General features: G+C 66.9%; 18 protein-coding genes and 1 pseudogene. 11 read left to right on the top strand and 8 right to left on the bottom strand.

Annotation, left to right across the window (positions count from 1 at the left end; translation table 11 throughout):
* Window positions 1–84, top strand: a pseudogene (locus tag LZ604_RS34865) (transposase); the annotation flags it as partial.
* A 369-nt stretch (window positions 85–453) separates the two neighbouring features.
* Here the strand turns inward: LZ604_RS34865 and LZ604_RS34860 are convergent.
* Together LZ604_RS34860 and LZ604_RS34855 are read right to left on the bottom strand one after the other, a co-directional pair.
* Window positions 454–1,341, bottom strand: a complete 888-nt coding sequence (locus LZ604_RS34860; RefSeq protein ID WP_234520190.1) for a class II glutamine amidotransferase — start codon at window positions 1,339–1,341, stop codon at window positions 454–456.
* A gap of 1,405 nt (window positions 1,342–2,746) precedes the next feature.
* On the bottom strand, window positions 2,747–3,688 hold the full coding sequence (locus tag LZ604_RS34855) for an extracellular catalytic domain type 1 short-chain-length polyhydroxyalkanoate depolymerase (protein ID WP_234520188.1): 942 nt from the start codon (window positions 3,686–3,688) through the stop codon (window positions 2,747–2,749).
* Between the two features lie 517 nt (window positions 3,689–4,205).
* Here LZ604_RS34855 and LZ604_RS34850 point away from each other — a divergent pair.
* Complete coding sequence (locus LZ604_RS34850; RefSeq protein ID WP_234520186.1) at window positions 4,206–5,561, top strand: hypothetical protein; 1,356 nt, start codon at window positions 4,206–4,208, stop codon at window positions 5,559–5,561.
* A gap of 320 nt (window positions 5,562–5,881) precedes the next feature.
* Complete coding sequence (locus LZ604_RS34845; RefSeq protein ID WP_234520184.1) at window positions 5,882–6,625, top strand: DUF6461 domain-containing protein; 744 nt, start codon at window positions 5,882–5,884, stop codon at window positions 6,623–6,625.
* Between the two features lie 236 nt (window positions 6,626–6,861).
* Here the strand turns inward: LZ604_RS34845 and LZ604_RS34840 are convergent, their stop codons facing one another.
* Window positions 6,862–7,293, bottom strand: coding sequence for a nuclear transport factor 2 family protein (locus LZ604_RS34840; protein ID WP_234520182.1), 432 nt, complete (start codon window positions 7,291–7,293; stop codon window positions 6,862–6,864).
* Between the two features lie 87 nt (window positions 7,294–7,380).
* On the opposite strand from LZ604_RS34840, the gene LZ604_RS34835 reads away from it, so the two are divergent.
* Window positions 7,381–7,950, top strand: a complete 570-nt coding sequence (locus LZ604_RS34835) for a PadR family transcriptional regulator (RefSeq protein ID WP_234520180.1) — start codon at window positions 7,381–7,383, stop codon at window positions 7,948–7,950.
* A gap of 136 nt (window positions 7,951–8,086) precedes the next feature.
* Window positions 8,087–9,169, top strand: coding sequence for an ABC-2 transporter permease (locus tag LZ604_RS34830; protein WP_234520178.1), 1,083 nt, complete (start codon window positions 8,087–8,089; stop codon window positions 9,167–9,169).
* 244 nt (window positions 9,170–9,413) lie between these two features.
* Here LZ604_RS34830 and LZ604_RS34825 read toward each other — a convergent pair whose 3' ends face one another.
* The 3 genes from LZ604_RS34825 to LZ604_RS34815 form a co-directional block, all read right to left on the bottom strand.
* On the bottom strand, window positions 9,414–10,532 hold the full coding sequence (locus tag LZ604_RS34825; protein WP_234520177.1) for a Ca2+-dependent phosphoinositide-specific phospholipase C: 1,119 nt from the start codon (window positions 10,530–10,532) through the stop codon (window positions 9,414–9,416).
* Window positions 10,533–11,043: 511 nt separating this feature from the next.
* Window positions 11,044–12,288 carry an IS256 family transposase gene (locus LZ604_RS34820; RefSeq protein WP_234520175.1) on the bottom strand — a complete coding sequence of 415 codons (1,245 nt, stop codon included), beginning with the start codon at window positions 12,286–12,288 and terminating at the stop codon, window positions 11,044–11,046.
* Between the two features lie 181 nt (window positions 12,289–12,469).
* Window positions 12,470–12,763, bottom strand: a complete 294-nt coding sequence (locus tag LZ604_RS34815) for a hypothetical protein (protein ID WP_234520174.1) — start codon at window positions 12,761–12,763, stop codon at window positions 12,470–12,472.
* Window positions 12,764–12,790: 27 nt separating this feature from the next.
* On the opposite strand from LZ604_RS34815, the gene LZ604_RS34810 reads away from it, so the two are divergent.
* On the top strand, window positions 12,791–13,456 hold the full coding sequence (locus tag LZ604_RS34810) for a hypothetical protein (RefSeq protein WP_234520172.1): 666 nt from the start codon (window positions 12,791–12,793) through the stop codon (window positions 13,454–13,456).
* Between the two features lie 329 nt (window positions 13,457–13,785).
* Here LZ604_RS34810 and LZ604_RS34805 read toward each other — a convergent pair whose 3' ends face one another.
* Window positions 13,786–14,883: an NAD(P)-dependent oxidoreductase gene (locus LZ604_RS34805; RefSeq protein ID WP_234520171.1), complete on the bottom strand. Its 1,098-nt coding sequence runs from the start codon at window positions 14,881–14,883 to the stop codon at window positions 13,786–13,788.
* Window positions 14,884–15,098: 215 nt separating this feature from the next.
* On the opposite strand from LZ604_RS34805, the gene LZ604_RS34800 reads away from it, so the two are divergent.
* From LZ604_RS34800 to LZ604_RS34790, 3 genes are all read left to right on the top strand, one after another.
* Entirely contained in the window at window positions 15,099–15,335 is a 237-nt protein-coding gene (locus LZ604_RS34800; RefSeq protein ID WP_234520169.1) for a hypothetical protein, read from the top strand.
* Between the two features lie 213 nt (window positions 15,336–15,548).
* Complete coding sequence (locus LZ604_RS34795; protein ID WP_234520167.1) at window positions 15,549–16,424, top strand: hypothetical protein; 876 nt, start codon at window positions 15,549–15,551, stop codon at window positions 16,422–16,424.
* 25 nt (window positions 16,425–16,449) lie between these two features.
* The gene (locus tag LZ604_RS34790; RefSeq protein ID WP_234520165.1) at window positions 16,450–18,564 is read left to right on the top strand and encodes a hypothetical protein; all 2,115 of its coding nucleotides are present in this window, start codon (window positions 16,450–16,452) and stop codon (window positions 18,562–18,564) included.
* Between the two features lie 884 nt (window positions 18,565–19,448).
* On the opposite strand, the gene LZ604_RS34785 is transcribed toward LZ604_RS34790, so the two are convergent.
* Window positions 19,449–20,753: a UDP-glucose dehydrogenase family protein gene (locus tag LZ604_RS34785; protein WP_234520163.1), complete on the bottom strand. Its 1,305-nt coding sequence runs from the start codon at window positions 20,751–20,753 to the stop codon at window positions 19,449–19,451.
* Window positions 20,754–21,220: 467 nt separating this feature from the next.
* Between LZ604_RS34785 and LZ604_RS34780 the strand changes: the two genes are divergently transcribed.
* Together LZ604_RS34780 and LZ604_RS34775 are read left to right on the top strand one after the other, a co-directional pair.
* Entirely contained in the window at window positions 21,221–22,915 is a 1,695-nt protein-coding gene (locus LZ604_RS34780; protein WP_267972212.1) for a glycosyltransferase, read from the top strand.
* Between the two features lie 59 nt (window positions 22,916–22,974).
* Window positions 22,975–24,334: ISAzo13 family transposase (locus LZ604_RS34775; RefSeq protein ID WP_234520161.1), on the top strand; the 1,360-nt coding region annotated here is incomplete at its 3' end.

Here is a 24,334-nt window from a genome sequence, read left to right as displayed (position 1 = left end):
TGGTCCCCGTCCTACTTCGCAGCATCCTGCGGCGGCGCACCGCTGAGCATCGTCAAGGACTACATCGAGAACCAAAAGCGCCCAACTGACCGTCACCACGCAAGCGCAGAGGCCTCCGGCGCTGCGCGCCTCCGAGCCGAGGATCGCACTCCCGCCCGGCCTGAAGGCCGGGATTCCCTGCGAAGAACAAGGGATGGAACCTGCGGTGACGGCTTCACCTTGGCCGTCACGTTGCCGTACGCCCCGCCGAGGCGCACTCCGGCGCGGCGTAACGACGCATGCGGCCATCGGCGGAAGCGAGCAGTCAAGTGGCGGTCGCTTCCCAGCCGGTCGCTGACGCTCACAGCACACGGGCTGTTGCGCCCGTGGAACGACAAGTGAGCGGCACCGCAATCGGCCCTGGCCAGGCGCAAGGACATCGGCGGGTCCGTGCCCCCGCCACGTGGACTCCTTTCAGTCCGGTGCACGGACGTACGCGTCACTTTGTGAGGCCGCGACCTCGGGGTGCAGGTCCGCGAGGGTGAGTCGGTGCGTGGGGGGCCGACGGAGGACGAGGTGGCTGGCGGTGTGCAGGTGCTGGTCCACGTGTAGCAGCTCGCCCGGCTCCATGAGGCGCCAGTGGGGGTTGTCGTCCATCCGTTCGCTCGCGATGACGACGGAGGGGTGGAAGGCCAGATGAGCCGAGTGGATGCGCATGTGTTTGTTGCTGCCGCTGTGATCGAGGTGCCGGGTGCCGTGGTGTCCGCCTGCGGGGCGCTCCAAAACGTACAGCTCATGGCTGGCGGGGTAGCGCAGTGCCCACAGTTCGTCAGGGCTGGTGAGGATGACGTTGAGGGCGTAGACGGGCAGGTTATGGGCCACCCACTCTGCGGCATGCCGGATGCCAGCGGTGACGTCACCGCCGTGGTTTTCGATCTCCCGGGTGATCAGCGCGAAGAACCGTTCTGAGTCGGTGTCGCCCTGGACGAGTGCGCGGTCGCTTCCGAGGTGGTCGTCGAGCTGGTCGAGACCCTCGATGACTCCGTTGTGCGCGAACAGCCGTCCTTCCTGTTCGAAGGGGTGGGTGTTGCGGGTCTCCGGGCTGCCGGTGGAGGCGTACCGCAGGTGCGCGAGGAAGGTCGCCGATTCCACCCGCTGGGCCTCATTGGCGAAGGCGCGGTCCCGGTATGCGGCGATCGGTGCCTTGTGAATCTGCGGGCTTCGGTCGGCCCCGAAGTAGCCCAGCCCGGTGCCGTCGGGTTCGCGATGGCTCTGATCACTGAGGCTGTCCGGGGCGTCCAGCAGCCAGAAGGTGGCGCTTGTGCGCTCGGGCGCGCTGGTCAGTCCGAACAGGCGGCACATGTGTTGCCTCCTCCCGCGCGGCCCCTGTTCGGGGCGGGTGAGCATGGGGTGGAACTGTCGGATCGGTGACGGCCCGGCCGGCTCGGGTGCATGGTTTCCGCTCCGTCGCAATGCCGTGGGTGCTGTCGGGATTAGGTTGTCGATGCCCCCGCCCAGGCGGAAGGCGAACACCGGCGTCTGGCTGCGATCGTGATCAGCTCGAACGGGCTGAGCTGGGAGATTCCGCCGGCCGGCCGGGCAGCGACATCCCGGCGGGTCTGCTGCACCCGCCGGTGGCGGTCGAAGCCCACGTGCAGAAAATTCTGGCATTGGGCGGCGATCTGCGCGCCCCGGCGTGAGAAGTTCGAGCGTTGATATGTCCTCGCCAAAGCGCCCGGCGTGGGGAGTGGGTTGTCGGGGGGAGCTTCCTCGTTGCGCCGCAGTGTCCAGCCGACCCTGGGTATGACCAGGCCGTACTTGTGGTTGGTGGAGGCGAGCTGCGGCAGCCGGAAGTCCAAGACCGGGTCGGTGTCGCGAAGGGGGCGGCCATCGCTCCCGAAGTCCCGTCGACGCGGATGGGGTGTGTGCAGGCCGGTGCGCGTCTCCAGGCGTTCAGGGTGCGGCGGTGTCGGCGACAGGCGCATGGCTGCCGTCGAAGGTGGAGCTGGGCACGGCGACGACACGGAGGGTGTTCTCGTCGCACGTCTGGCGATGGACGGGCAGTCGGCGATCACCAACACCAGGGCAGTCACATGGGAGTGGACTTCGCCCTCAGTCGGTGTGCGCTCAACGCCGTTTCCCGATGGCGTCCGCCGCACTCTTTGGGAGCGCACCACCGACGGCGGCGGCCTGCCCGTTTGTCCAGGAGCCATGGGCCAAATAGAGGGTGAGGAGTGCCCGGCACTGCGCCGCAAGGTCCCAGAGATCCGATTCCGGTCCGTTGGTCCGTTGATCGAGTATGCGGCGGGTGTGGTTGAGGACGTGCTGGGCGGTTCGTTGTCGTTCCCCACGCATCCTGGGCACACGTGAGGCGACTTCAAGAGCGAGAAGCCGAGCGTGCTCCGCCAGTAGAGCGCCGAGCCGGTCCCGTTCCCCAGCGGGCGGAGGCTCCGCCCACAGGACATGCTCGCACGTCTGACGGATCTGCTCGGCGTCGACTTCCTCGGCCGTCATCGCCGTCCCCCTGTCTCGGACTCGGTGCTGCCACGCACGAGGGGTAGTACGCCTCCGCCGTAGGGCATGTTTCATACGAGGATTGTCGTGACGACCCATTCCAGCCACCGCCGGAATAAAGTGATCTCTCGCCCATGCGGCGCTGCAGCGCAAGCCGGCTCCCCACAGCAGGCGAACCCTTCGTCTCCGACATGCTCCACGGCTCCATCGGCCGGCCACCCCACCATGGACGTCACAGCGTCAGCGGTACAGCTCATCCGGCGGCGTGCGTACGGAAGAAGGTCCATGCTGCTTCCGAAGCGTCCAACTGGGTCGTTGTCAGCCCTACCAGTGAAGGAGGCAGATACTGCTTGCCGCCTGGCCATGTATGTCCGCCGTTGGACACGGTGTAGACCTCAACCTGTGTTGCTCCGTGGCAGGTCACCGCGTCCTCGACTCGGGTGGCTGTCCGGTCGCCTGGTACCGGTGGCAGGGACCGTACGTGATCGCCGATACAGCTGTCGACGGTACGCCACTTTGCGGCGGTGTCCGCCACGGACAGTAGCGCTGCCTGGTTGCCGTGCACTCCGGAGGCGCCTCCCTCGTAGGGAATGAGAGGGTCCTCCATCCCGTTGATCATCATCACCGGCAGCGGGCGCCGGGGATGACAGGAGGGCGACATGGCGACAGGCATCGTCCCCGCGACCATGGCGATCCCTGCCAGATGATCGGCAAGCTCGCAGCCGAGCAGTTCGGTCATGATGGCTCCGTTGGAAAAGCCGGTCGCGTATACGCGTGCGGCGTCGGCATGGTCGGTGCCGATGAGATGGTCGATCAGGTCGCGGATGAAACCAACGTCGTCCACGCCCAGTCGGGACGCCCACGTGGCATCTCTGCTGTCGGACCAGCCGAGGAAGACGCTTGCCGGATACACGACAGCGAATCCGTCTGCGTCGGCCACCTCGTCCAGGTGGGTCAGCTCCTCCATGCCCGTGACGTTCTGCCACCGCCCGTGCAGCGCGAGCACCACAGGCAGCCCGGCCGGTGTGGCGTGCGCTGGCGGCAGATGGACGACATAGGAGCGGAGCAGCCGGCCTGAGGTCAGGTGCCCGGTGTAGTCCCGGGAGGCAAACGGGGCGGCGGAAGCCGCAGAGCCACTGGCCAGCGCACTGCCCCACGCTGACAGCAGGACACACAGGACGACCCACACCCGCACACGGAAGACGCTGCACCGTCGTCGAGACATGCGCAGGATCCTGCGGCACAGGCCCTCTCCTTGGAAGACCCGAGACCGGAGATTCGCTCGACGTCCACGTCGGCAACCGCCTTGGCCACGGCCGCACCAGAACCGTGGACAGCGGTGAAGCCGCCGCAGGTGCTGGGCAACCCTCGGGGCTGTGAGGCGAACGGAGGTCCACGTGTGAGGCAGAGCTGCTGCGAACCTGTGAATACGCGATCGACCCATTGTGCTGTCAGACAAGGCGCACTAGCGTCCTCGACCACTCACATTCGAATAGTGAACCGGGGGTCCACCCATGCTCAAGAGGAGTCTGGGTCTGGTGCTTGCGGCGGCCACGTTAGGCATGACCGCACTGCCGGCCGCAGCGGACGGAATCCAACTGCCCGCCGTACCGATCCCTGGCGACGTCCGAGGCACTGGCCTGGAACCCTTCCTGGGGCAGCCGGCGACTCCTCATCCCATCGCCGCACCGGACATACCGCAGAACCCGTTCATGGCCCCCAACGGGTCCAGCAATCTGCACGACGACGCCTACCAAACCGACGCATACAGAGGTAGCGGCCCCGACGGGAAGGACCTGGCGGTCAGCAGCAGGCTGCAGGGCGGGCTGTGCGGGTCGATCACCTTCGACTCCCAGGGCCGACTCGTCAGCGTGTGTATGGCCCCGGGTCTCTCCCCGAAACTGGTGCTGCTCAACCCTCACACACTCGCCACCATCGACACCATGACGCTGCCCGGCAAGGCGTCTGCCAGTTTCACCGATGTCAGCGGCGGCGGCTACTTCTACCTCGACAACCACAACCGTGCGGTCATCCCGACCAAGGACGGTGGCATCAGCGTGGTGGCCATCGAAGGCGACAAGCTGGTCAAGCAGCTGCACTACGACCTGTCGGCGGTCGCCGGCTCGAGCGGCATTCTCTCAGCTCTGCCGGACTGGTCAGGACGGCTGTGGTTCGTCACCGGCAACGGCGTCGTGGGGACATTGGACATGGCCACCGGCGCGGTGGCGACACACACTCTGGGCGGAGAGCGCATCGCCAACAGCTTGGCGGTGGACGAGTCCGGCGGTGTGTTCATCGTCAGCGACCACGCCCTCTACCGCTTCGACGCCGGACCAGGCGGCGAGGTCCAGGTCACCTGGCGTATGGAGTACGACCGGGGGACCGGACAGAAGCCCGGCCAGCTGAGCCAGGGCAGCGGCACCACCCCCACGCTGATCGGCTCGGCATCCGGTCCCGAGGGCGGATATGTGGCGATCACTGACAATGCCGACCCCAAGATGAACGTGGTCGTGGTGGCCCGTGGCAAGGCCGGGCCCACCGAGGTCTGCAAACAGCCGATCTTCGCCGCCGGCGAAGGCGCGGACGAGAACAGCCTGGTCGCGGTCGGCGGCGATCTGATCGCTGAGAACAACTACGGGTACAAACTCGACGAGCATCCACTGCTCAAAGGGATACTCGGCGGCCGGCAGCCCGACACGACACCCGGTGTGGTCAGGGTGCACGTGGATTACGCGCACCGCGCCTGCTCCGTCGCCTGGACCAACACCACCGAGCGCGTTCCAAGCGTGGTCAGCAAGGCGGCGCTGGGCAACGGCCTCTTCTACACCTACACCCATCCCACCGCTTCGGAACTGGACTACAAGCCCGGTGGAGGACTGCTCGGTGCACCGGACGCCTGGTACCTGACGGCTCTGGACCTGTGCACCGGCAAGCGGGTGTGGAGCAAGCTGGCCGGAACCGGGCCGCTGTACAACAACCACTACGCGCCGATCGTGATCGGCAAGGACAAGACGGCCTATACCGGAGCGGTCGGCGGGATGGTCCGCATCGCCGACTCGGACGACTGATACTCGACTCCGCCTTCAGCGGGCACTGCTGCGGTAGCGGCGCCGTTGCGAGTACCGCGCCGAGGCGTGAGCTTCGAGGCGGGCAGGTGGGCCAGCACTCGGCGGGGAAGTGAAGGCCGGCAGCCCGACCTCACCGTCGACGATTTTCTTGACGGCCTTGCGGACTTCCCCGTAGAGCCTCGCGACCCCCTTGGTTGGCGCCTGGGCGTGCTGCCCAACCGCCACCCCCACCACTGCCGGCCGCCCCGGCCGGTGCGGGCACCGGGCGCCTCCGCCAGGGCGTCGGTGCTCTCAACCCGGACCAGTGCTCCGCTGTGTCAGTGGCCGCTGGCAGGATGCGCTGCATGGCCTCAGCTACCGCAGCCGATTACGGCTGGATACGTTCGTCATCCTCGCCGTTCAGGTACGCGCTGGAGGTCGGGTACACCTTGACCTTGGTGCGGGGAGTCTCGCCTGCGCAGTTGCTCGGCATGGCGGGGGCCGAGCAGCGGGGTGTGTGCGAGGGGCTCGACGAACTGATCGAGCAGCACCAGGAACTCATCTGCGAATCCGACGACTGGGCCGAGTCCGTCATAGCGGGAGTATGCACCGTTCGGGGCCGAGGAGGGGACTGGACCCTCGCCTTGGTGCTCGGCGGTGATCTGGGGTCGCTTCGCCTGATGGAAGCCCTCTCCGCCGGGACCCGTGCCGTCTCTCATTCGAGTAACGGGGGGAAGCCCATGGACTTCTTCCACTGGTACGAGAACGGGGAGTTGCGCACTACCTTCGAGTGGCCCACGGTCAGGTCCGGCAGCACTCCCGACGAGCTGAACGGCGTGATGAGGGAGGTCGGTCTCGATCCCGCAGGTGAAGAGGCTCCCGACGGGGATCGCAAGGCTGCGGTGTTCGCACTGACCGAGCGCCTCACCGGCGTCCGGGTGACCGAGGAACTGCTGGCGGAGGCCGAGTACCGGACGGGTGACGTGCCCGAGGAGCCTGCCGAAGAGTGGGAGAGCATCACCATCGACATCACGGACGCGTACGGCGAACGGACTTACGTGCAGCTTCGACGGGACGAGCTCTGACATACGGCGTGTCGCCCACCGATGACCCTCCCGTGTCACCCGGCGCGCCGAGGCCGGCCGCCGGTGCTGCGGCTGGGGCCGTCCCGGACGATTCCCGGGACGGCCCGGTGGCGTGCGCCGTGCCCGCGGTGGCGACGGAGCTTCACCCGGGTGGACACGCGGGCGGCGTTCACAGGGACGAGGCCGCGGCCGAGCGGCCGGCCGGCCGACTTCTGCGGCGGGCCCGGACGCTCGGTTCACCCCTCGGCGGGCGCTGGGACCAGACCGTCGGCGACGAGTCCGCTGAAGACCGCCTCACCCAAGGCATGGACGGCGGACTGTGGCCGGACCATGACGGTGAATTCCTTGATCCGGTCGTCGTCGTCGAAGTGCAGCAGGTCGATGCCGTGTATCTCCCTTCCGTTGACGGTGGCCCGGAAGACCAGGACTGCCGAGGAGGTGGTGGTGCCGTCGGTGCTCGTCTCGGCGGTGCCCGTGTGGTGGCCGACGTAGCGGAAGTCCTCGAAGGTGCGCAGCAGGACCCCGAAGAGGCCCAGCACCATCGGCTTGCCCTCGAAGGGCTTGAACTTCACCGGGCTGTAGAAGCGGATGTCGTCGGTGAACAGGCCGTCCAGGGCCGCGAGGTCGCGGCTTTCAACGGCGCTGCGGAAGCGGTCGGCTGGGGTCACGGCTCCTCCTGATACTCATGAATATGAATAGTCGCAATGATGAGTATCATGTGAGCGGGCCCATGTGTAGAGGGAGGAGGCGATCCGATGGCGTTGCGGCACGCCGTGCTGGCCGCGCTGCTGGACGAGGAGCTCAGCGGGTACCAGCTGGCCAAGGCGTTCGACCTCGGGGTGGCGAACTTCTGGCACGCCCAGCCGCAGCAGCTGTACGCGGAGCTGACCCGGCTGGAGAAGGACGGGCTGATCGCGGGCCGGGAGGTGGTCCAGGACACCCGCCCCAACAAGCGCCTCTTCACGGTCACCGAGGCCGGACTGGCGGAACTGGAGCACTTCACCACCACCGCGGCCAAGCCCACCTTCGTCCGCGACGACCTGCTCGTGAAGGTCCAGGCCACCGACCACATCGACACGGCGACCCTGATCGGGCAGCTCACCGAGCGCGCCGCCTTCGCCAAGGCCAAGATCGAACTGTTCACCAAGCTGCTGGAGGGCATGCGCGCAGGGCGCACCGAAGAGGACTTTCTGCGCCACGGCGAGCGCATCGGCCCCTACCTGACCTGCCTGCGCGGCCTGGCCTTCGAGCAAGGCAACCACGACTGGTGTCAGCGCACGATTGCCGTCCTGCGCAAGAGGCAAGGCACCCGTCCCCGGCGCTGACGCACCCTGTCCAGCCGTCGTCGGGAAGTCTTCCCGTCGGGGAGAATCACGTTCCTGCCCCGGTGCTCCGGCATGCCGGTGACCCTCCCGGCACGGCAGCCAGGCGCCGCTCCGCACCCCGCATACGATCACATCCATGGCCGAGCACCGGTCCCCAGCGGATCCCCATCGGCAGCCCACCCCTCAGGGCCGACGGTCACGGCTGGCATCCTCGCGCTTCCTGCCCGCAGTGGTGATCTCGCTCGTCGTCGCGGCCCTCGCCGGCCTCTTCGTCGGCGCCTACGCCTGGGCGATGGCAAATCCCGTACCGCATCGCATCCCAGTTGCGGTGACGGGAGGGTCGGTCAAGGGCGAACGGTTCGTCAGTGCGCTGGAGGACACGCTCAGCACATCTCTGGCCCTGCATCCGTACTCCGACTACGGCACAGCGCGCGCGGCGGTCGACGCGCAACGGGAGTTCGCGATCCTGCAGCGCCGTCCGACGGGGGTGGAGGTCGACGTGGCGAGCGCGGCGGGTGCGTCGGTCGCCCGGGTCCTGGGCCAGGGCGCCCCTGTGGTGGGCCGGGCGCTCGGCATCCCCGTTCAGGTCAGGGACGTCAAGCCCCTTCCGGTAACCGATCCTCAGGGGCTCGCGGTCTTCTATATCACCCTGGGGTCGACCATCCTCGGATTCGTCGGCGCCATCCAGCTCGGTGTGCACGCCCTGGCGCTGCGCCCCGCCGAACGGATCGCCGTCACCGCGGGCTACGCCGTGCTGGGCGGCCTGTCCATCTGCGCCATGTCCGACTGGGTGCTCGGCGTGGTGCGGCTGCCCTTCCCTGAGTCGTGGGGAATCTGCGCGCTCACCATGTTCACCGCAGGCATGATCTTCACCGCGTTCCACACGTTTCTGGGCCGCTGGGCGCTCGTGCCGACATGGGTGCTGCTGGTCATCCTCGGCAACCCTTCCTCGGGGGGCGCGGTCGCCTGGCCGCTGCTCCCTCCGGCTCTGGGGCTCGTGGGGCGGTTCCTGCCGCCGGGCGCGTCGGTGAGTGCCCAGCGCAACGCCATCTATTTCCCTCACCACCAGCACATCGAGCCCTATGTGGTACTCGCCGCGTGGTGCCTGGCCGCCACGTCCGTCTTCCTCGTATGGCGTGCACGCCACCCGGGCAGCCGCGAGAAGGCACCGGCCCCCGCGCCCGGTGCGGGACGAGGGCCGAGCGACGGAGTGCCGTGACCGTCTCAATTCCCGGCGCCGACACTGACGGAAGCCGATCCAAGGGGCGGCCGCCACTTCTTTGCGGCCTTCCAGGGTTACCTCTGCCTGACGATTACCTGATGGAACTCGCTGCGGCAGCCTGCTCCCCGTGGGCGTCGCCCCCTCCGGAACACAGACCGCACAACCGGATCGGACCCAGGCCGCTCAATCAGGTCTGGCACGACCCGCTCAACGCCCTGCCGATACCGAAGGCAACGGTGTCTCAGCAGTTGCGCGACCAGAGCGTGAATGCCGCGGGCGTGTTCATCCAGTCGAACGTCGTGATACTGGAGTGCCCCTGCTGGGCGAGGTACTGAACGCGTTGTGCGGCGGCTACCGGGTCGGGATTGGTGTCATCCAGCGCCGGAGAGACGCTTTCGGCCGCGCTTTCGAGGGTGAGGTAGTGGTTGCCGCAGTACCACGACAGGCTGTACCCGTCACCGAGCCAACGGGTGGCCTGAGTGTCGAAGATGACGAACCAGGGGCGCAGTGTGGGGCTGTAGATGAGGCGGGGGTCGCCAGTGGGAGACGGCTTTGTCATGGCAGGCCACATGGATGCCTGCGCGAGTCGACCGGCTGCCGCCAGGTCGGCTACATGCTGGGCGTACTCCTGTTCGGTGGAGAGGTTGTCCAGGTCGTAGCCGGCGAGTTTGTTCTCTATGGTGCCGGTGATGGGGAAGACGATGAACTTACCCCGGAGCCCTTTCCACGTGGGCCACGCTCCGGCTTTGGCGGCAGCGTCGAGGGAGGAGTAGGCGGTGCCGAGCATGTCGGCCGGGGTGAAGAGATTGTCGGCGCCCAGGTGTTTGGCCACGAGCTGATCGAGTTGGGTAGGTCCCATGCCCGCGCCGGAGCGGAAGCCCCATTTCAGTTCGAGCTTGATGTAGACGGGGTCGTGATCGGGGTGCGCGTCGCCCCAGTCTCTGAGGTTGTCCAGGCAGGTTCTCAGACTGCCGTTCTGCCATGTCTTCTTGAACACGCCCGAACCAGTGGTGTAGGTACAGTTGTTGTCGTTGGCCAGGGGGTCCGAGTGGCTCACCATCCATCCGCCCGGGTTGCCATAGGTGCTGTAGGTGTCGATTTCCACCAGGTGCGCACCGAGATCGAGGCCCTTGGTAAGCGACTTGGACTTGCTCCTCTCGTACGCGTTGTGCAGCCCGGACACGGAGAGCTGATTCAGCGGAACGTTGTCGAATGCCGATGTGTCGATTCCGGCCTTCGCCGTGGCGGTATGGCCGGATGCTGCGGAAGTCCACGAGACGGCCAGGCCGAGCAGTACGGTGGCGCCGAGAACGCAGGCCTTGCGGCGCCATAGAGAGGCTTGCACCATGACGAAAGGCATCGGAGCTCCTTGCGGTCGGGAGTGGTGGAAGTGGGGCGTGCCGACGGAAACGCGGCACCTGCGGCGTTGCGTAAGGCAGCGCTGTGAAGCGTGGCCCTCTTGCGTTGGCCCAACGGAAGTCGTCCCGTAAGCCGAACGGCGGGGGCGGGACCGATGTGCGCGCTGAAACCGCGTTGGGAGTCGCCGTTCACGCTGTCGTGGCGTGCGAAGCCGTTCCCCGACAAGCGCGAGTGCGCGAGAGCCACATGGGCAGGTCCGGGAACATGCACCGGGCCGGTCCGTACAGGCGCGGGGACCGGCGCCGCGAGTGCTTGTGACGATCTCACGGGACCCCCTGAGACGAGAAGCAGGCCATCAGTTGATAGCAAGCGGCCGCTTAGTATGGAAGTGGGCATGCCAAGAAATCCGGTGTGCAGGTGTGAGGTCTTCCCGGGCTTGCTCGTCTCCGGTACAGGGCCGATCTGCGGCCGGGTCTGCTCGCTCGCAGGTCATGTCCCGCGGGGTGGTGTAGTCACGGCAGCTGTTTCGGTTCCGGTTGTGGGGTGATCTCGGGTTCGGGTTCGGTCGGCTTGGTGGTGAAGAGCTCGGCCATGGAGGCTTCGGAGAGGTAGCGGCGGTCGAAGACCTGCCACTCGTCGTGGAGCTCGGCCAGGACCGCGGCGGCGAGCCGGTCCAGGGCGGCGGGGTTGGGGAAGACCTGGACGACGTCGGCCCGTCGTTTGATCTCCCTGTTCAGCCTTTCCAGTGGGTTGGTCGACCAGATCTTCTTCCAGTGCGCCGGCGGGAAGTCGGCGAACGCGGTGATGTCCGTCGCCGCATCCAGCAGCATCGTCTTGACCTGCGGGAACTGCCGTCCGAGCATGTCGGCGACCACGTTCAGCTGGGTGCGCACCTGCTCGCCGGTGGTCTGCGCGAAAATGGTGCGGATGGTGGCGGCCACCATCTCCCCGGAGCCCCTCTCGATCACCGAAAACACGTCCCGGACGAAGTGAACCCGGCACCTTTGCCAGGCCGCGCCGAGGAAAACGGTGCGGATCGCGACCACCAGACCGCTGTGGCTGTCGGAGATGACCAGCTGGACGTTCTCCAGGCCGCGGGCCCGCAGCGAGCGCAGGAACTTCGTCCAGAACGGCTTCGATTCTCTGTCGCCGACCATCAGCCCGAGGATCTCGCGGTGCCCGGTGGCGGAGATCCCGGTGGCGATGACGACGGCCTGTGATGCGATCCGGTGGTTGACCCGGGCCTTGCAGTAGGTGGCGTCCAGGAAGACGTAGGGGAAGACGGTGTGGTCCAGCGGCCGTTCCTTGAACGCGGTCAGTTCCTCGTCCAGCTCACCGCAGATGCGGGAGACCTCGGACTTGGAGATCCCGCTATCCGCACCGAGTGCTTTGACCAGGTCATCGACCGAGCGGGTCGAGACACCGTGCACGTATGCCTCCATCACCACGGCGAACAACGCCCGGTCGATCCGCCGCCGGCGTTCCAGCAGAGACGGGAAAAATGACCCGCTGCGCACCTTCGGGATCTTCAGGTCCAGGTCGCCGGCCTGCGTGGTCAGCAGCCTCTCCCGGTGTCCATTGCGCCAGGTCGTGCGCGTCTCGGCGTGCTCGCGCGGCGCGGCACCGATCACATCGGTGGCTTCGGCCTCGATCAGCTCCTGCAGGATGCGCTCGCACGCCACCCTGATTGCTTCAACTCCGTCGGCCCGACGTAGTGACTCAAGCAGCCGCATCAGTTCAGACTGGGACAAGGCCATCGCGTGCTCCTCCGGTCGAACTGCCCGTTCACCAGAGAGACTTGCGCGATGGCCTGCCCTTGTTCAGGGAGCATGCAAGGCCAGCGGATGCACGCCCCGGGCAGACACCCGCGCGTTCCGGGACCCTGCCCGGCTACACCACTTCATGGGACGCGATCCTGTCCCACAGCAGATCGCGCAGCTAACGCTGCGATACCCCGCCCAGTTCCCAGTGCGAGAGGCGGTGCTTGAAGCGGACCCCGAAGTGCTCCGTCTCGATGAACCCCGCGTCCCGGGTGTCCTCGCGGCTGAAGCAGACCAATCGCAGGTAGTGCAGCATCGCCTTGGCGATGCTGTGGCGACGCGCGTAGTGCCCCTTGGGACTGGGTTCGAGGTCCAAGTCCACCAGGGAGTTCACCCGCTGCTGCCGGCACTCCTCGGCAAGTAGCTGGAGTCCGGTGCTTGGGAAACTTGACCCCGTGAAAGGGTCGGTCATCGGGTACTGCCACTGCTAAGGAATCCAATGGATATGGACACCCATCGGAAAGACCTGTACCCGGACGTGACCGCTTCGGGTGGCCTTGCACCAGCTATGAGAGAGGCCGCGAAGCTGCGCGGATGCGACATCGGGCTAGGGCCCTGGGCCGCCGACGTCATCAGTATCGAAACAACGAGGGGTTTCCTGTCGGTCGATCCTGCGGCCGAGGAACGTCTGTTCCGGTTGGGTGTCCGCATTCCCGGGTTCACCTGGGAGATCGGCTCGACGGGGGATCTCGGATTGCTTGTGGAGGCGATCGCTGCATGGCGGGAAGGCATACCACTCGACGAGTTGGATGAGCGATTCGAGTTCATGGAGCTCGACGAATTCGCCAGGGCGCTCGAAAGTGGAGAGCCTACCTCTTTGCAGTGGTCCGACCTCCTGTCGTCCGACTTCCACCGGCGACAATGGAACCTTCTGCGCCGCCTCCGTGCGGATGAGTTGCTGCGGAACATGTTCCCGACGATTACGCACGGCGCCGTCCGCCTTCGTGTAGATCCGTTGGACGGAATGAGCCGTCAGGTTCTGGTGCATGAGTTGGACGGGGAACTTTATGAGGTCATGCGCGTCGGGGTGCCTGGGGCCGCCTGGGTCGAGGTGCCGACCGGTGATCTGATCGCCTACCTGCGAGCTGCCTTGAACGAAGAGTGATCTTGACAGATCCATGAGGTCGAACCCCGCCGGGTGATCCCTGGCGGGGTTTCTTCGTGCGTAGCCGCGCGGGGGGCGCAAGGCGACGTCAAGTTTCGTGCTCGCGGCAGTTGTTGCGTAACGGGCAGACAGCAACGCAGGCATGACGGCCTTCCCCTTGCGGGATGCGACGCACCCGGACAGATAATCCGCAGGGACAGTGCTGCTTCCTTGGTCGGCCAGGGCATGCCCACGGTTGAGCCGACCGTTGCACACTGTCTACACCGTCCGTGCAGAACGGCCGGAGGCTTCGAGCATTCCAGCGCGCCTGGAAGTTATCCAGCCACGTTTCAGCGGGCTGCGCTGTTGAGTATGCCGGTGTCGTTCACGAAGCGCGCGAACTCGTCGACGAGTCGGCGGGACGCTGTCTGCATAGCGGACCAGGTCATGCCGGCGGCGTGGGGGGACAGGGTGCAATGAGGGTTGTCCGCGAGCACAGAGGAGAAGGAAGGTCCCTCCGTGCCGAAAACGTCAACGGCAGCGCGCCAGGGTCCGGTATGTGGGACCCGCAGCGCTTGGTCGAGGGCCCGTTCATCGAGCACGCTCGTCCGTGCGGTGTTGATCAGGACAGATCCTGGCCGCATCAGACGCAACTGATCGGCTCCGATCATGCCTTCGGTTTCCGGGGTGGCCGGCACATGGACCGACACGACATCACAGCCGGCCAGCAACTCACCGAGGCGCTCAACACGTTGGCCGGGCCACCCTGCAGCTCGCTCGGCGGTGAACCGGGGTGAGCCGAACACCCAGACCTCGGCACCGAACGCGCGCACCAGGTCGGCCACCCGACGGGCGATGGCCCCCGAACCCACCAGTCCCACTCGTGCATCCACGAGACTGCCCGTGGGCAGGTCCTTGACCGCTTCGCTCCAGGAACCGGCTCGCAGGGCGTTCGCACGTCGCGAGACACCGCGCAGCGCGTCGAGCATGAGTGCCACAGTCAGTTCAGCTACCGCGGCAGCGTTCGCTCCGGGCGTCGTGCGGATCGCGACGCCCAGGCGCTGCGCCGCCGCGCGGTCGAACGTGTCGGATCCGACCGCAGCCCTCCCGACCAGCACCAGGCGCCGCTGGAGGGAGCGTGCCGTGGCCCGTTCCAACACGGAGGCGGTGATCGGGATTCCGGCCCGGCACTTCACTGCTTCAAATCCGCGCCCCTCATCCTCGATGTGCGCGGCCAACTCGTTTTCGGCGAATCCGTCGAAGTCCACCGTCTGATAGCGGGCGCCTATACGGGCCCGCAACTGCGCGTCGGTGACGCGGCGGAGGTTGACGGTCGGTACGAGGCCTAGGTCGGCGAATGCAGCCAGCTCCGTCAGCGCCATCTCATTTGGTGCGGTGTCCACGACCAGGACCCGGGCGGTGGTGCGGCGGTCCCGCAATGTGCTCATGCGGCTTCCCCGTTTCGGTTGCGCCCCGCAGCCGGCGCGTAGGGGCGATACCACAGATCCTCTCTCCCGAGCAGCTTGACCTGGAATTCGGTCGCCGCACTGGAGCCCGGAGCTGTGCTCTCGTGCGAGCAGAGGTGATCCCGACAGGGCGGCCGAAGGTGGCGATACCGGTCCTGTTCTCCTTCTCCAACGCCGCGCGCAGGAGCCCGTAGACCTTGGTCGTGATGTATGGCAAGCAGTACCTCGTGGCGCTGCACGGGCAGGGAGACGAACTGGTGCTGCACACCTTGCCCTGGGCCGACGAGATCCGTAACCCGGACCAGGCGTTGCCGATGCTGCCCAGCCGCAGCAGCGGCAAGGGCAGGGCCCACCAATTCGTCTGTCGTCCTTGGCCACTGTCGAGCGACCTCGGACGGCCCAGAGACGGCCCAGCTCCTGCCGCACTCGGCTGACGGCCAGCACCCTCGATGTGACCCGTCTGAGCCTCAGCCGACGACCGTCAGCCACGACGGCGGGTACGCCGACCGACCAGGCGCGCGTATGCCTCGCTGCACCCCCGCCGGCCTCAGCGGAAAGTCAGGCAAAGATCGCGACCCCACCGCTGGGCGCCGCGGATCTCTGTGCAATGATCCCCGCCTTGTTGATCCGAGCAGAATCGGGCTTCCATGCCTTCGCACAGATGCCGCTCCCTTGTTGCTCCGGCAGCCATCACAGCTCTCACAGCTCTCGCCCTCGCCCAGGCGGTCACCCCGGTCACCGCAGCCGCCGCGGCTGCGACCGACGTCTCCGCCACGCTGGCCGCACGCACGACTTCCGTGCCTGCCGCAGATGAGATATCGGGTTCCGGTCACGTGGTCGTCTGGCGTCAGAAGACCTCAGCCGACACTCTGGCGCACGGCTGGCTCGCCGTCTCGGGAGGCACACCCCAGGATCTTGGCCGGCTTGCCGACACCAGCGAAACGGTGAACGTCGACGCGGTGTCCGTGCAGGACGGAGTGGTGGCCGTTGCCACCTCAGCCAATCCGAACGGCGATCTCGCTGACCATGTCACCTTGCGCCACCTCGACTCCGGTGAACAGGACACTCTACCTGTCGCATACGACAGTTCGGGAGCCGCGGGAGACGAGCGCTACCGTGCGCAGGCCGGCAACGGCATCCTCGTCCAGCAGAGCTACTACGACGACAGTTCCGCGCATCGAGTGCGCCTGCTGCTCCGCACACCCGGCAACGAGGACCGGACGCTGTTGTCCGATGACGAGCAGTACGAAGTCCTCGCCTCGGACGTCCACGGCACCCTGGTGCTCCGGCGGACCGCGCCCGGCTGGGACCACAAGATCGTGTACCTCGACTTCGCCACCGGCGCTTCGGTCACCGTGGCGGAGCCCGCGACCGACGAGTTGCCTCAGGGCCTGGAGTTCACCCCCAGCCATGTCGGGGTCATCGACGGTGCAGCCCTGACCGAGTGGCAGCGGTCGGCGCCCGGGGGACGGCTCGTCGACCGTCACCCTGCCCGCCAGCGGGGCGCACTGGATCAGCGATGACACGCTCGCCTGGTACCAGTTCAGCGTGGACGACGGCGGCGTATCCGAGCTGTTCGCGATGGCCAGGGACGGATCCACGCCGGCGAAGGACCTCGGCGGGACCTTCACCGACCTCGCGGTCGGCGACGACGGCAAGATGCGCGTGACGCTCTACCGGCCCGATGTGGACGCCGCGATCCAGACCCTCACCGACGGCCGGGTGTCCACCACGACCGGCGACGCCACCACGATCCCCGCGGGCCCCGCCAGACTGGACGCCCTGGCGCTGTCCGACGGCGCGCTCTACACGGCCGACGACTCCTCCCGCCGGCAGGGCGTCCTGCTCCGCTCGGGCCTCTCGGCCACCCCGGCCGGGGCCTCGACGAGCACGCCGGCCCGCGTGCTGAACTACTCCGCCGGCCTGGTGCACCAGACGCTGGCCGCCGCCGGGGGCCGGGTCCTGGTCGAGCAGGGCACCCCCTACGAGCCGGGCCACTTCCAGGTGTACGAGGACGGCAAGCTGGTCGGGACACCGCTGAACTACTACGACGTCTCGAAGGTGCACGTCGTGGACTTCGACGGTGAGCACGTCCTGGTGTCGGACAAGACGACCGCGTCCGACGGCACGCTTCTCCTCTACACCTTCGCGAGCGGCCACATGGAGAGGGTGCCTTCCGGCTCCGCTCTGGACGGCGGCGCCGTATACTCGTCGGTACGGAACGGTACGACGTCCAGCTGGTGGATCAGGCGGACCGACCTGACCACCGGCACCGTCACCACCGCCGCCACCGTGAGCTGCCTGCCCGGCGACCTCCAAGTGCGAGGTTCCCGGATCCTGTTGACCACCTCCGGGGCCGCGTCCACCACCAGCCTGCTGCTCAAGGCGGGCAACTCGACCGGCACCACCGTGGACGCCTCCGTACACACGCCGATCCTCGGCAAGGACGTGCTCTACACCTTCACCAAGTCCTCGGGGGGCGTCACGCTGAACGCCCAGACGCTGGGCGGCACGGCAACCGCGGCACAGCCTCTGTTCGCCCTCCCGCAGAAGGCCGACTCCGCCGCCGCCGAGAGGTGGGCGGTCGACCGCGACGCGCCCTGGGCGGCCTGGATGGACGACGCCGGCGTCACCCACGTGACCTGGGCAGGCGTTCCCACCGCTGTGTCGGCCGCCGCCCCGACCGGCTTCAGCCCCAACAGCGACGGCTCGGCCGACACCTGGACCCCCACCTGGACCTACAACCGGCCGGTGAGCTGGACGCTCACCCTCAAGTCCGGCACCACGCAGGTCCGTTCGATTTCTGGTACGGCCTCCGACGGCACCGTCGAACCGGTGTGGAACGGAACCACGCAAACGGGCACCGCAGCTACCGACGGCGCGTACACCTGGACCCTGACCGTGCGCGACACGGTGACCGGCCGGGCGGCGGCCGACGTCACCGGCAAGGTGACCCCGCGCCGACCGGTCCCCGCCGCCTCCATCACCGCGCCGACCGTCGCGAGCAGCGCGGCAACGAGCGCCGCGGTGCCGGTCGCCTGGTCGGCCAAGACCCCGGGTGTGAAGTCGTACGACGTCGGCTGGCGGGCCGCCACCCGTGACAGTGCGGGCGTCTGGAAGCTGGGGCCGCTGCAGACCTGGCGCACCGGCACCACGGCCACCTCTGCGGTCTTCGGCAAGGCGGGAAGCCCCGTGCAGCCGGTTCCCGGACTCACCTACCGCTTCTACGTCCGCGCCCGCGACGACGCCAGCCAGACCGGCCCCTGGAGCAAGGCAGTGACCACCGGCATCCCGCTCGACGACCGCGCGACGGCACTGCACTACACCGGCACCTGGAAGTCGGTAGCGGCATCCTCCGCTTGGTCCGGCACCGAGCGCACCTCCGCCACTAAGGGCGCGTACGTGTCCTACTCGGCGGATGGCACCCAACTGCGCATCGTCGCAACCCGGAAGTCGTCGGGCGGGCGCTTCGCGGTCTTGGTGGACGAAAAAACGGTCGGTACGGTGAACACCTACGCCGCGACGACGGCCTACCGGCAAGTGGTGTTCACCTACACGCTCGGCACCACCATCACGACCCACAAGGTGCAGTTGCGGGTCCTCTCCGGCAGCACACCCGGACGATCCACCGTCATCCTCGACGCCATCATGGTCACCCGCTGAGTCGGCCTGCCCGGCCGTGAGGCTGCCACGACACCGGCAGCCTCACGGCCGATGCGGTCGTTCCTCCGCCGTCACCGAAAGGGGCAGGGCCGGTCTGAAGACCAGAGGCTGGCCGACGCCACCGGCGAGCCAGCATCCCAAAACACAAACACCAGGCTGCTGACTTGGGGTTTCTCTCTGGAACGGGTGACGAGAATCGAACTCGCGCTCTCAGCTTGTGAAGCCGATGCTTTTTGGGGGCAGTTGGGGCGTTGACCTGGGCTAACCGGGGATCTGCCGCCTCGTTGGGCTGGGGCGGATTCCCCGTGGTTCCCCGCTGTTCCCCGCCCTATCTGGTGCGGCTGTGGTGCACGGGCGTTGTCAGTGCCTGCCCGTACGCTGCGGAACATTGGGTCGGTCTGCTGTCTCAGCAAGAAGAGCGCGCGACCAAGGGGGGTGGCTCAGAAGGGATCCCCGAGCCATGTCGGTCCGGGAGCTCGTGAAGCTTCGACACCATCCCCCTTCTAAATCCCTAGAAGGCACGGGCTGCCGCCGACCACCGCTTTAGGAGAGAGGGTGGGGCGTCGGGCAGGTGACCTGCTGCTTCGGCGGGCGAGATGGCGGGCACGGATACGCGCGCCAGTCACCCTTGTTGACCGCTGGTGACCCCTGTATCTGGCACGGCTGTGGCACGGCGACCCCTTCGTCCCGAACTATCGGCCGGACGGCCATTGCGGTCTAAGACGCTGGTCTTGAGACCATCGACGGCCGTTGGCAGCCACCCGCAGTTGCGGTGGTTGATGTACTCCGCTGCTGTACAGCAACCACCGGCGAATGCTCATGTGCTGCTGGTTCAGCCGCCGCTGCCACCGGCTGGCGTGGCGTGCGGCATGACGGCGTCAGGGCTAGGGCCGAGTTGTGGCGCGTCCCACGCTCATGCAGGTGTATCCGACACGTGAAAGGGCATCGGGGTCGAGCATGTTGCGTCCGTCAAAGAGCAAGGGGTTGCGCATAGTGGGGCGTGCCTGTTCCCAGTCGACGTCGTGGAGGTGGGGCCATTCGGTGACGATGACGGCAGCGTCCGCGGCGGTGATGGCCTCGATGATGGTGGGGTGCCGTTCTGCGGTGGCCCAGGGGGCTGTGTCGGCGGGGCGTGCCATGGGGTCCCAGCAGGTGAGGGCGGCACCTTCGGCGAGGAGGCGGGAGGCGAGGACGGTGCTGGGGGCTTCGCGCATGTCGTCGGTGCCGGGTTTGAACGTCATGCCGAGTAGGGCGATGCGCCGCTGGTTGAGGGTGCCGAGTTCGGCTTTGAGGCGTTGGACGGCGCGACGGGGCTGGAGGTCGTTGACCGCGATGACGGCGTTGAGGAGTTGGAAGGAGTAGCCGCTGTTGCTGGCCATGGCGCGCAGGGCACGGGAGTCCTTGGGAAAGCAGGATCCGCCGTAACCGAGACCGGCGTTGAGGAAGTGGCGGCCGAGTCGGTGATCCATGCCGATGGCGTCGGCGACGTGGCTGACATCGGCGCCCGTCGCTTCGCAGACAGTGGCTATCTCGTTGATGAAGGTGATCTTCGTGGCGAGCAGGGCGTTGGCAGCCAGTTTGACCATTTCGGCCGAGGCGACGTCCATATGTTGCACCGGGCCATCGATTCCGGCGTGCACCTCGGTCAGCAGCGCGGCGGTGGTGTGATCGGCGGTGCCGATGACGATGCGGTCGGGGTGCAGGAAGTCGGTGACGGCGCGACCCTCGGCGGTGAACTCGGGATTCGAGGCGTAGCCGACGTGCTCGAGGCCGGCCTCGTTGAGAGCGGCCCTGATGCGGGCTCCGGTACCTACCGGAACGGTGGACTTGACGACGACGGCGGACAGGTGGGGTGCGTCCTTGAGGGCGTTGATGACGGCCCAGACGCGGGAGAGGTCGGCGTCTCCAGAGGCGGTCGGTGGGGTGTCGACGCAAATGTAGGCGACTTGGGCGTCGCGGACGGCTTCGGTTGCGTCCAGCGTGTAAGTCAGGCGCTCCTTGTTCTCGGCCAGGAGGTCGCCGAGGCCGGGCTCGTGGATAGGGACGTCGCCGGCGTTCAGCAAGCGGATGCGTTCGGGCTGGATGTCGCGAACAGTGACCCGGTGGCCCAGGTGGGCGAAGCAGGCGGCTGTGACCAGTCCGATGTAGCCAGCACCAAAGACGGCGATGCTGCGGGCACTGCCCTGCATACGGGACTCCGTTCGTTGTATAGGGATGAGAAGGGAGCCTGCGCTGGGCAGGCAGGCGTCAGCGCTGGCAACGGGCGGTGGGCGCTGAAAGAGGGTGACGCAGTCGGGGCTCCCGCGGACGATTGCTGCTGGAGCGAACGAAGGCTTGCAAGGGTTACCTGCGGGTGTTCCCTCCTGTGACCAGTCCGTGATGTTGTGCCACTTTCAACTATCCGCATGATATACATGCCCCACACGTAATTTTCACTTCCATCGCACCAGATGCTTATCTCCCGGGGGGGAGTTATGTCCGGATACGGACTGTTTGCACGGGTTGGCGTGCACGTGGATGTCTCCCACGGCATCAGGTGCCAGCTGGACGCCTGGGAACCGGTCGACGCGGGATCCGTCGCCGGCGCCAACTTTGCAGCGCGCTCCTCTGGTAGGACCCACACGGTCACCGCGAACGTTCCGGCGGGCGGCAGGATATGAACCTGCACCTGTCGGGCTACGGGACCGCCGTCGGCTGTGTCCTCGCGCTCAAGCTCCTGCTGTCCATCCCCCGCCCCGGGCGTGGCCGCAGGACGAGACGCCGTGGAAATGCTCGGGCAGGGGAGCAACTGACAGTCCACGGCGTCATCACGGTATACAACGAATCACCGGCCATGCTCCGCCGCTGCCTGGAGTCGCTCCTAGCACAAAAGCGGCCACTGGGCTCACTCACCGTTGTGGACGACTGCTCCGCCACGCGAGATGCCGAACAGGTCATCGCAAGCCTACGACCACAGTTCCACGCAGCTGGAATCAGCATCAACTTGATTCGATTCCCTGAAAACCGGGGCAAGCGGCACGGCTTGGCCGCAGGATTCGCTGACGCCCCCAGCGCTGATGTCTACGTCTGCGTCGACTCTGACACAGTCCTGGACGAGTGGGCCGTGGACGAATTGCTGGCTCCCTTCAACCACCGCCGGGTCACCTGCGTGACGGGACTCGTCCTCGCTCACAACCGGTCAGTGAACCTGCTCACCCGCCTGATCGACATGCGCTACGTCAACGCCTTCCTCGGCGAACGTGTCGCATATAGCCGGCTGGGCTCCGTCCTGTGCGCGTGCGGGTCCTTGGCCGCATACCGTGGATGGGTCGCCCGCAAGTACGTTGACGACTTCCTCAACCAGCGTTTCCTCGGAAAGCCCGCCACTTTCGGCGACGACCGCCGCCTGACCTACTACTGCTTGATCGAGGGCCGCTCTCTCATCCAGCCTGCGGCGGTCGGCTGGACCGATGTCCCTGAGAAACTCGGCCACTACGTCCGTCAACAGATCCGCTGGGGCAAATCGTTCTTCCGTGAGGGAAGCCTCCTGGCCGTCCGCCTGAAATATATCCACCGCACCTTCTGGTGGCTGAATCTCCTGGAACTCGCTACATGGGTGGCGTTCACCAGCGCTCTGCTTGCGGCGCTGGTCGTCATCGCCATGCATCCCGCAGGCTGGAAGGTCTTGGCCGGATATGCCGGCTACATCTGCGTCATGTCCTGGGTCAGGTCCTTGCACTACCTGCGAGGAGCCATCAACATCCCGTTCCTCGATAGGATCTTCACCTTCGCTTGCGCTCCGCTGTACGCCCTGCTCAACCTTGGTCTCCTGCTGCCGCTGCGCCTGTACTCTCTGGCCACGCTGAACAGGACCAAGTGGGGCACCAGGGAGAACGGTGCCGAGATCACTAAGGCGGAGGACACGCCGCATGAGGTGCCCAATGCCGCCTATGCCGACGTCGAGGTCGGCGCCCAGGCCGAGAGCTTCCGAGACTACGAGCATGTCCCGGCCTCGGTTGAGGCGCTGGAGCCGACGTCACCGGTGCTGTCCTATCAGTCACACAGCGGGCACGCCCCAGCCCCGTTCCACGCGGACCCGTTCCCACCGTATGACCCGTACGCCCCCGCTGCGTCCCACGCCGGGCCGTACCAGCAGGGCTATGGTGCGAGCAGTCTGATCCCGTCCCAGCCCGGGCCGGACCAGTCCTGGAACGGCTACGAACGGGATGCTGCCGTGTACGGCACCGGCCCCGAGGCCGCCCAGCAGGCCGCCTACCATTCGGACTTCCAAACCGACACCGTCCAGCGCGGTCAAGCCGCGGTGGTGGAGCCGACCGCAATCTGGCCCGTATCAGGGCCCCAAACGCCCTGAGCTAAGGGCTCGCAGAGAATCAACGTGTTGCTTCGCGTGATTCGGCTCGTTGTTGTGATATGAGCGTCTCCGATGAGGTCCGTAGGCAACTCACCGTGAAGTTCGGGGTCTTGCTCCCGCACCTCGATGAGCGGCAGCGGCGGCTGCTGATGGGGGCCGAGGCCCGGATCCTGGGACACGGCGGTATCCGGGCGGTCGCGCGGGCGGCCCAGGTCAGCGAGACGACCGTCCGTAAGGGCGTGGACGAGCTGGAAGCCGGCGAGGAGCCTTTGGGCCGGGTGCGCAGGCCTGGTGGTGGCCGGAAGAAGGCCGCGGACCTCGATCCGGGTCTGCGTGCCGCGTTACTGGCACTGGTGGAACCCGCTGAGCGGGGCGATCCGATGTCGCCGCTGCGTTGGACGGTGAAGTCGACCAGGATTCTCGCAGCCGAGCTCTCCCGTCAGGGGCACAGGGTGAGCGCGGACACGGTCGGGGACTTGCTGCGGGAGGAGGGCTTCAGCTTGCAGGCCAACGCCAAGACCGTTGAAGGCACGCAGCATCCTGACCGTGACGCCCAGTTCCGCTACATCAATGACCAGGCCAAGGACCACATGGGTGCCGGGGACCCCGTGATCAGCGTGGACACCAAGAAGAAGGAGCTGGTCGGGGACTACAAAAACGGCGGGCGTCAATGGCGGCCCGAGGGTGAACCGGTGCAGGTCAGGACGCATGACTTCCTGGACCGGCAGGGGCCAGGCAAGGTGATTCCGTACGGGATCTATGACATCGCCGCGAACACCGGCTGGGTCAGTGTCGGCACCGACCACGACACCGCCGCGTTCGCCGTCGCCTCCATCCGCCGTTGGTGGCAGGCCCGAGGTCGGCACGACTATCCGACGGCCACCCGTCTGCTGATCACTGCAGACGCAGGCGGATCCAACGGCTACCGCACCCGCACATGGAAGACGGAACTCGCAGCCTTGGCTGCCGAGACCGGCCTGGACATCATGGTCTGCCACATGCCGCCGGGCACCTCGAAGTGGAACAAGATCGAGCATCGGCTGTTCTCCCACATCTCCATGAACTGGCGCGGCCGCCCGCTGACCAGCCACGACGTCATCGTGAACAGCATCGCGGCGACCACCACCCGCACGGGGCTGAAAGTCCACGCCGAACTCGACCCGGGCACCTACGACACCGGCATCAAGGTCACCGACGACGAGATCGATGCGCTGCCGATGAGCCGGCATCGTTTCCACGGCGACTGGAACTACACCCTCCACCCTCAATCTCGTGGCACCGCCGGCGCAGCCAAGAACTCGCGGTCAGCCGACGGCCCGTCCGAAGGGCCCTCCACCGGGTGTCTGCGCAGCCGGGAGCTGACCGGCATGCCCGAACCGGCACTGAACGAACTCATCGACCAACTGGTCCAGGAACTAG

Origin of the sequence: Streptomyces glomeratus, assembly GCF_021462825.1 — a bacterium.
GTDB lineage: Bacteria > Actinomycetota > Actinomycetes > Streptomycetales > Streptomycetaceae > Streptomyces > Streptomyces glomeratus.
The sequence above is the reverse complement of the archived record's forward strand: the minus strand, read 5'-3'. Positions and strand labels throughout refer to the sequence as shown.

Excerpts from the sequence above, each read along its gene's own strand:
- LZ604_RS34830 (WP_234520178.1), top strand. The coding sequence starts at position 8,087 with ATGGCCGAGCACCGGTCCCCAGCGGATCCCCATCGGCAGCCCACCCCT.
- LZ604_RS34825 (WP_234520177.1), bottom strand. The coding sequence starts at position 10,532 with ATGCCTTTCGTCATGGTGCAAGCCTCTCTATGGCGCCGCAAGGCCTGC.
- LZ604_RS34820 (WP_234520175.1), bottom strand. The coding sequence starts at position 12,288 with ATGGCCTTGTCCCAGTCTGAACTGATGCGGCTGCTTGAGTCACTACGT.
- LZ604_RS34780 (WP_267972212.1), top strand. The coding sequence starts at position 21,221 with ATGAACCTGCACCTGTCGGGCTACGGGACCGCCGTCGGCTGTGTCCTC.
- LZ604_RS34835 (WP_234520180.1), top strand. The coding sequence starts at position 7,381 with ATGGCGTTGCGGCACGCCGTGCTGGCCGCGCTGCTGGACGAGGAGCTC.
- LZ604_RS34795 (WP_234520167.1), top strand. The coding sequence starts at position 15,549 with ATGCCTTCGCACAGATGCCGCTCCCTTGTTGCTCCGGCAGCCATCACA.
- LZ604_RS34810 (WP_234520172.1), top strand. The coding sequence starts at position 12,791 with ATGGATATGGACACCCATCGGAAAGACCTGTACCCGGACGTGACCGCT.
- LZ604_RS34850 (WP_234520186.1), top strand. The coding sequence starts at position 4,206 with ATGGCCCCCAACGGGTCCAGCAATCTGCACGACGACGCCTACCAAACC.
- LZ604_RS34805 (WP_234520171.1), bottom strand. The coding sequence starts at position 14,883 with ATGAGCACATTGCGGGACCGCCGCACCACCGCCCGGGTCCTGGTCGTG.
- LZ604_RS34785 (WP_234520163.1), bottom strand. The coding sequence starts at position 20,753 with ATGCAGGGCAGTGCCCGCAGCATCGCCGTCTTTGGTGCTGGCTACATC.
- LZ604_RS34860 (WP_234520190.1), bottom strand. The coding sequence starts at position 1,341 with ATGTGCCGCCTGTTCGGACTGACCAGCGCGCCCGAGCGCACAAGCGCC.
- LZ604_RS34815 (WP_234520174.1), bottom strand. The coding sequence starts at position 12,763 with ATGACCGACCCTTTCACGGGGTCAAGTTTCCCAAGCACCGGACTCCAG.